Source organism: Clostridium sp. C2-6-12, assembly GCF_009928485.1.
GTDB lineage: Bacteria > Bacillota > Clostridia > Clostridiales > Clostridiaceae > Clostridium.
Window position 1 is genome coordinate 225779 of record NZ_JAABNP010000005.1, and the last position, 8118, is coordinate 233896.

Here is an 8118-nt window from a genome sequence, read left to right on the forward strand (position 1 = left end):
CAAAAGACTTTTTTTATAAAAAATTAATAAAAAATGAAACCTTTTGAATAGAATAAGTGTATTGTTATTATATGAGATTAATTTAGGGTAAAATTTAGGATTAATAAATAAAAGGACTTGTTATTATGTTGTGAAAAGGAGGGGTGAATTTGGAAGTTGACAAGAAGCTTATTATAAAATGTAAGAAATATGATAAGCTTTCTTTTAAGGAATTGTTTCAGATGTATGAAAAGTATTTATATTGCCTATGCTATAGCTATACACAAAATCAACAGGATGCATTAGATTTAGTGCAGGAAATATATATAAAAGTCTTTAATAATATAAATAAATTTGATGACAATTTGCCTTTTCACCCTTGGATGAGAAGAATTTCAGTAAATACATGTCTAAATTTTAAAAGAACTAAAAAAAATAATATTATTTCTTTAAATCAAAGTATAAATGAAGAAGAAGGAACTTTAGAAGATGTATTGCTTGCAGATGATCAGGTAGAAGATGAAATATTAAATTTAGAAATTAAGGATATAATAAAAACTAATTTGAAGGAACTACCTGAAAAGTATAGAATTATTATAGTCCTTAGATACTATGAGAATCTTGATTATAATGAAATTGCAAAGTTGTTAAACAAGCCTTTAGGAACAGTCAAGACAGAACTGTACAGAGCTAAAGCACTTTTGAAAGATAAGCTTAAAAATGTGATGGAGGTGTAAATATGAGTTGCAAACTTGATAAGCAGTTATTATATTCTTTAGCAGATAATACAATAGAACCTCTTGAAAGAATTTTTGTAGAAGAGCATTTAAAATATTGTGATGAATGTAAAAAGGAATTACAGCAGATAAAAGAACTTGAAGCCGAGCTTAGTGAAGTTTCATTTGAAATTCCTATACCAGAAAAACTTTCAGTATTATCTCAGCTATTAGCTGAAAACTGTATCGATCAAATGGAAAATCAAGATATAAATTTAAGAAGGCATAACTATGAGGAAGAAATGAAAGTATTAAGAAGAACAATTATAGAGGCGTATAAAGTTCCATTTAATAATCCTTATAATAAGTTTGTTGAAGATAAGCTGACAAAAGCAGCAGGTATTATAGGAAAGCCCGTTAAGAATTATTGTAATAAGAAAATGTCTAAAATAAAGCTTCTTAAGCTTTTTAAGGTGGTGTAAAACATGACATTTTTAATTATTATATTAAAAATATTCTTCATATTAATGCTGATATTATTATCAATACTTGTTCTTACCTTATTTATTCCTTTTAATTATTGCATGAATGGGAAAATAGAGGGACATATTGTAGGTGGTGTAGATATAAGATGGTTATTTGGATTAGTTAAGGTTATTGTTTGCAAATATGAGGATAAGCCTGAAATAAAATTAGTTTTTTGTGGATTAAACATTTTTAGTAAAAAGTTAATTGAAGATAATGAAAAAAATCAGAAGAAACCTGATAAAAAAGAAAAGTCTAAGAAAAAATATAAGTCAAAAAGAAGTTTTGGCAAAGATTTATTGATAGAATTTTTTAAGTATTTTAAAGATATAATTAATATTGTTAAGCCTAAATATTTTAAAATAAGTGGAGCTTATGGTTTTGAAGACCCTTCATTAACAGGAATGGTTTTAGGAATAATAAGTATAATTAAGGGGGCAGTTCCAAAGGCTCAAATTTACGTGGAACCAGATTTTGAAGAGGAACTTATAAATATTGAAGTTGAAATTAATGGAGACATAAAAGTCTATGTGATTTGCTATAGAACTCTTAAGCTAATTATAAAAAAAGAAATAAGAAAGTTTTTGTTTAAAAAATCAAAAACTGTTGAAACTTTTTAGAAGAAGTATGTGTATTAAATAATATAGAGTTAGAAAATATATAAATTTTAGGAGGAAATGATTATGGAAAATAACACAATGAAAGAAAGCTTTGATTCACTATTTAGTAACCTAGAGAAATTTATAAAGACAGAAACAGTTGTAGGGCAGCCTATAGTAGTAGGAGAAGTAACACTTGTACCTATTATAAGTGTTATGTTTGGATGTGGAACAGGAGGCGGAACTGGTAGCGACAATAAAGGAATGACTGGAAATGGTGCTGGCGGTGGTGGCGGTGCAAGAATATCACCAAATGCAATTTTAGTAATTAAGAAAGATGAAGTTACTATGCTTCCAGTAAAAGGCAAAAATAATTTGGATAATCTTATTAACATGGTACCTGATATAGTATCTAAGATAAACTTCAAAAAGGAAAATGGTGCTTGTTCTTGTGAAGAAGCAAAAGAAGAATAAAGTTAAAGCATAAGTAATGCAAGAAATAAAGTATCCTAAAAAATAAGTTTTATATTAAACTGATTTTTAGGATACTTTTTATTGTGCAGAAAAATATTTCTATGATTTAAGAGGATTAAAATCATAGAAAACTATAAATGAAGTATATAGAAGAGAAGTAGACATTTCTATTTGTGAATGGTAAAGTTCAATATAATATATGACAAAATAAAAGAAGGATTGTTGAAGATATGGAAGAAATTAATTTAATAGAAATATATAAAGCATTTCTAAGTAATATACCATGCCCTGTCTGGATTGTAGGAGCTGATTTAAAAATAATATTTTTAAATAAGTTCTATGAAAAGCAATACAATATTAATTTGAAAGATGCTATAGGTAAGTCTATTGAAGAAGTTTTACCTATAGAAAAATCTAAAATATTTAATGAAGAATTATATGAAAAATTAGATAAATCTGAAGTGCATATTGTTGAGTCATTGATCGGAAAAAATTGTATTCAATGTATTGTATTTTCTATGCTATATGACATGGGGAAATCTAATGCTATGGCTGGAGTTTTACTGGATATAACGGATAGAAAATTAAAAGAAGCTGATGTAGAAAATCAAAAGAATATATTAAGAACAATAATTGATGCAGTCCCAGAGTCAATTTTTTATAAGGATAAGGAAAGTAAATTTATTGGATACAATAAAAAGTTTGGCGACTTTTATAATAAAAGAGGCATCAAAGAAATTTTAGGTAAAACCGACTTGGAAATATATGATGATAAAGTAGTAGCACAAAACTTTATCAAACAGGATAAAAGAATTATGAAAACAAAAAAAGCTACTTATTATGAGCATAGAATAAAAGATGACAAAGGAAATGATATAGTAGAAGAAAATGTTAAAATACCTGTGCTCGATAAAAATGGAGATGTATGGGGATTGGTAGGACTATCAAGGGATATAACTGAAAGAAAAGTAATGGAAGAAAGATTAAGATATTTAAGCGAAATAGATATACTTACGGGGTTGTATAATAGGTATAGTTTTGAAGAGAAAATTAGAGAGTTAATTTCTGAAGAAAATCTTCCATTAGGAATTATTATGGGGGATGTAAATGGTCTTAAATTAATAAATGATACTTTTGGTCACTTAGAAGGTGATATCCTTTTAAAAAATATTTCACAGATATTAAAAGAAGTCTGCACACCAAAGGGGTATGTGTTTAGATGGGGTGGAGATGAATTTATAATTCTCATACCAAATTGTAATGAATCACAGTGTGAAGATATAATTCAAGATATTACAAGAAAATGCGAAGAAGTAGAGTATGAATATGTAAATTTAAGTATTGCATTAGGTGAGGGAATAATTTATAAAGTAGAGGAAAATATATATGATTGCATTATGAAAATAGAGGAAAAAGTATATCGTCAAAAATTATTAGAAAAGAAGAGTATCAAAAGTTCTATTACAAATTCCTTGAAAAAAAGTTTAGAAGAAAAAACTATGGAAACTAATGAGCATACAGAAAGAGTTGCTACATATGCATCAATAATAGGAAAAAAGATGAAATTAAGGATTTCAGAGCTGGATGAATTAGTTTTAGCGGCAAAATTGCATGATATAGGGAAAATAGCAATTAATGAAGAAATACTATTAAAGCCAGGTAAATTGAGTAAAGATGAATTTGAAATAATAAAAAGCCATACTGAAAAAGGATATAGAATAATAAATGCTTCAAGTGAACTTGGAAATGTTGCTAAATGTATATTGACACACCATGAAAGATGGGATGGTAATGGATATCCATTAGGATTAAAGGGAGAAGAGATACCTTTAATGGCAAGAATTATAAGTGTTGTAGATTCTTATGATGTTATGACTAGTAATAGAGTATATAAAAAGGCTATTACTAAAGATGAAGCAATGAAAGAACTTAAAAATTGTGCAGGTACCCAATTTGATCCTGAAATAGTTAAATATTTTATAACTTATATTGATGAACGAGGGGCATGAATTTGTTATAGTTAAATTAAATATAAATCCAAGGAGGAATTAATATGTATAGTAAAATAATGGAGTCGGTAGAATATATAAGGAGTAAGGTAAACAGAAATCCTAAAATAGCTGTTATTCTTGGTTCTGGATTAGGAGACTTAGTTAATTCAGTTGAAGATCCAGAGGATTTAGCCTATGAAAGTATTCCCAATTTCCCAGTTTCAACAGTTAAAGGGCATGAAGGTAAATTAGTATTTGGAAAAATTAATGGAATAGAAGTGTTGCTAATGCAAGGAAGATTTCATTATTATGAGGGGTATACTATGAAGGAAGTTACCTATCCAGTATATGTAATGAAACAATTAGGCATTGAAAAAATCGTAGTAACTAATGCGTGTGGAGGTATAAATACCAACTTTGAACCAGGAACTTTAATGCTTATTAAAGATTTTATTAATTTATTTGGTACTAATCCTTTAATTGGTGTTAATGATGAAAGATTAGGAACAAGATTTCCTGATATGTCAGAACCATATAAATTAGAACTTATAAACAAAGCTAAAAAAATAGCTGATGAATTAGGAATAAAATATGGTGAAGGTGTTTATGCTGGTTTTACTGGACCATATTATGAAACTGCTGCTGAAATTGTAATGATTGGAAGACATGGAGCAGATGCAGTTGGAATGTCAACAGTCCCAGAAACAATTGTAGCAAACTATCTTGGGATGGAAGTGCTTGGAATTGCATGTATTACTAATATGGCAACAGGTATACAAAAAGTTAAGCATTCACATGAAAGAGTTGTAGAAACTGCAAAAAAGGCTTCTGCAGATCTTTGTAGATGGGTAGTTAGAATTATTGAAGAAATATAATAACAAGAAAATAATATTATAGATTCATAAAAACATTTTTAAATGTCAAGTGATTAACTTATAAATTTTTATATAGTTTAAATATCAGTATATATAAATTTTAAAACAAAACCATGCATAGATAGAAGTAAACATCTATATGCATGGTTTTGTATTACAGGTTATTCTTTTAAAAAGAGCTTTTTAAGGTCTACTTCTTTTGGGTGTATATTAAAATAGAATCTCTTAAGAAAGCAGCGAGTCCAGGTTGTTCTTTATCATAATATTTAGTGAATCTTTCATCTTCCACATACATTTGGGCAAGTCCTGCATGAGCTTCTTTTGAGTAATTATTCCAAGTGTATCCTAGCCAAGTACGATGTAAATCAGCAGCCTTTTGTGCCAGATCACTTGCTGGATCTTTAGTTTCAAATGCAGCTTTCAGCGTTTCAATAATTTCGCTGCCTAATCTTTCATATTCACTATATTGTTCTTTGGTCATATTTTTAAATTTTTCATTTGAATTGTTAATAACTGTATCTCCATATTTTTTCCGTATTTCATTTCCGTACTTTTCTTCATTATCTTTAATAAGTTTTTCTTTAAACCCTTCAAATTTTTCTTTATCGCTCATTATGATTCTCCCTTCGGCTTCAGCTATTGTTTTATCAACATTAGCTATTAGAATATCCAATTGATTTTTTTTTGCAAGAAGTTTTTCACGATGTTTTTTTAGTGCAGTAGCGCTATCAAAGTTTGGCGAAGTGATTATTTCTCCTATGCTTTCCAAACTTACACCTAACTCTCTATAAAATAGTATTTGTTGCAATTTATTAACTTCTTGATGTCCATAAATTCGATATCCAGATGAATTTATTCTTGCCGGCTTAAGAATTCCTATTTCATCATAATATCTAAGAGTTCTAGTACTGACACCTGCCAATTTGCTTAGTTTTTGCACTGTGTATTCCATGTGTGCACCTCCTTACAAGATTAATTTACACCTTAACGCAGCGTTAATGTCAATAGAAAAATAAAAATATTATTATTGTGCTCGTATTTAATTGAAATATTGAAAGTGATATAATTATTATAAAATTTGACATTATTATCTTTTTGTGGAGCAAATATAGAGATTTTGTTGATTTTTATATTATAAAATGTTATTTATGAGGAGGCAAAGATATGAAATGGTTTATTGATCTAAAACTAAGGTTTAAATTGGGATTTAGTTTTCTTTTAGTTTCTCTATTTGTATTAATAGTTGGAATTATAGGAGTATCAAGTATGAACGAAATAAATTCTAATGCAGATATTTTATACACAGAAGATTTTCAAGCCTTAAAAACCCTCCAACAAGTTAATACAAATTCATTACATATACGTTTGGAGGTTCTTAATTTAGTTAATAGTAGAGATTCAAAGAAAGTTAATGCAGCAAAGCAAAAAATAGCAAACATTAGAAAGTCAAATGATGAATTGCTAAAAAAGTATGAACAGTCTAATTTGTCAGCAGAAGAAATTAAATTATATGAAATAGTCAAAAAGGATTTAATGGAGTATAGAAACTCATGTGATAAGATAATAGGTTTTGTAAGTGATGAAAAATATGATGAAGCAATGAGCAATAGTAATGAAAGTGCGGCAATAAGAGAAAACTTAACAAATAGTATTGATGAGTTAGTTAAGATAGTTGAAAATAAATCAGAAGAAAAAAATAATTCAAATAATACAATATTTAAGACAACTTCATTCTTAGTGATGATTATAGGAGTAGTTGGATTTATTATTGCTATATTACTTGGCATGATTATAACTGCAATGATTTCTAGGAACTTTAAAAAGATTTTAAGATTTTCAGAAAGTTTGGAAAAGGGGGATTTAACCAGTTCAATAGAAATTAATTCGAAAGACGAAATAGGAGATGTAGCAAGAGCATTAAATAACGCAAATGGAGAAATAAGAGAATTAATAAAGGAAATTAGAGAAGGAGCTAATCAGATTAGCTGTTCTGGTCAAGAGTTGTCAGCTAACACTCAAGAAGTTTCAGCTAAGATGGATGAAATAAATGATGCAACGGAGCAGATAGCAAGAGGCACTCAAGATTTAAGTGCTACTACTGAGGAAGTGAGTGCATCAGCAGAAGAAATTGGAGCTACCACTAATGAACTTGCAAATAAAGCAAGTGGAGCTGCTGTTTCTGTTAATGAAATTAGGAATAGGTCTTTAGAAATTAAGAGAAAAGCTGCTGAGAGCATGAAACAAGGGAATTTGATTTATGAACAAAAGAAAGAGAATATTGTAAAAGCAATAGAAGATGGCAAAGTAGTTCAAGAAGTTAAAGTAATGGCAGATGCTATAAGTGATATAGCAGCACAAACTAATCTCCTTGCATTAAATGCAGCAATAGAAGCTGCAAGAGCTGGAGAACAAGGAAAAGGATTTGCAGTAGTTGCAGAAGAGGTAAGGCAACTTGCAGAACAATCAGCAGAAGCTGTTTCAAACATACAAGCTATGGTAATGCAAGTACAGAGTGCTGTTGAAAATTTGGCTCAAAGTGGTGAAGATATACTTGCTTATATAGCCAATAATGTAAAGCCAGATTATGAATTACTTATGGAAACTGGAATCCAATATGAAAAGGATGCAGAATTTGTTAATGGGATAACAGAAGAATTTGCAGCATCATCAAAGCAGATCAATGAAGTTATATATCAAATTAATAATGCAATGCAAAATGTTTCAGCAACTGCTGAGGAATCAGGCGCGGGTTCAGAAGAGGTGTTAGCCAATGTTACTCAAATAACAAAAGCTGTTAGTGGAATTTCAAAATCTGCTCAAAGTCAGGCAGAACTTTCTTTAAAACTTAACGAGATGATTAAAAAATTTAAGGCATAAATTTTTTATATATATTTCTATTATATTATGCGAATCAACAGTAAAAAAATAATAAAAGAAACACAGCAATAATTAGTATAAA

At 28.8% G+C, this 8118-nt stretch carries 8 protein-coding genes; 7 read left to right on the top strand and 1 reads right to left on the bottom strand.

Going from position 1 to position 8118, the window contains the following annotated elements; translation table 11 throughout:
• Positions 1-149 precede the first annotated feature (149 nt).
• The 6 genes from GXK56_RS06560 (at position 150) to GXK56_RS06585 (ending at position 5159) form a co-directional block, all read left to right on the top strand.
• The gene (locus GXK56_RS06560; RefSeq protein ID WP_160686407.1) at positions 150-716 is read left to right on the top strand and encodes an RNA polymerase sigma factor; all 567 of its coding nucleotides are present in this window, start codon (positions 150-152) and stop codon (positions 714-716) included.
• Between the two features lie 2 nt (positions 717-718).
• Positions 719-1177, top strand: coding sequence for a zf-HC2 domain-containing protein (locus tag GXK56_RS06565; protein ID WP_160686409.1), 459 nt, complete (start codon positions 719-721; stop codon positions 1175-1177).
• A 3-nt stretch (positions 1178-1180) separates the two neighbouring features.
• Positions 1181-1840: a DUF2953 domain-containing protein gene (locus tag GXK56_RS06570; protein WP_160686411.1), complete on the top strand. Its 660-nt coding sequence runs from the start codon at positions 1181-1183 to the stop codon at positions 1838-1840.
• A gap of 63 nt (positions 1841-1903) precedes the next feature.
• On the top strand, positions 1904-2293 hold the full coding sequence (locus GXK56_RS06575; protein WP_160686413.1) for a spore germination protein GerW family protein: 390 nt from the start codon (positions 1904-1906) through the stop codon (positions 2291-2293).
• A gap of 230 nt (positions 2294-2523) precedes the next feature.
• Positions 2524-4302: an HD domain-containing phosphohydrolase gene (locus GXK56_RS06580; protein ID WP_160686415.1), complete on the top strand. Its 1779-nt coding sequence runs from the start codon at positions 2524-2526 to the stop codon at positions 4300-4302.
• 44 nt (positions 4303-4346) lie between these two features.
• Positions 4347-5159, top strand: a complete 813-nt coding sequence (locus GXK56_RS06585) for a purine-nucleoside phosphorylase (protein ID WP_160686417.1) — start codon at positions 4347-4349, stop codon at positions 5157-5159.
• Positions 5160-5349: 190 nt separating this feature from the next.
• On the opposite strand, the gene GXK56_RS06590 is transcribed toward GXK56_RS06585, so the two are convergent.
• Positions 5350-6111, bottom strand: coding sequence for a MerR family transcriptional regulator (locus GXK56_RS06590; protein WP_160686419.1), 762 nt, complete (start codon positions 6109-6111; stop codon positions 5350-5352).
• Between the two features lie 212 nt (positions 6112-6323).
• Here GXK56_RS06590 and GXK56_RS06595 point away from each other — a divergent pair, with 212 nt between their 5' ends.
• Complete coding sequence (locus tag GXK56_RS06595) at positions 6324-8036, top strand: methyl-accepting chemotaxis protein (RefSeq protein WP_160686421.1); 1713 nt, start codon at positions 6324-6326, stop codon at positions 8034-8036.
• Positions 8037-8118: the final 82 nt, after the last annotated feature.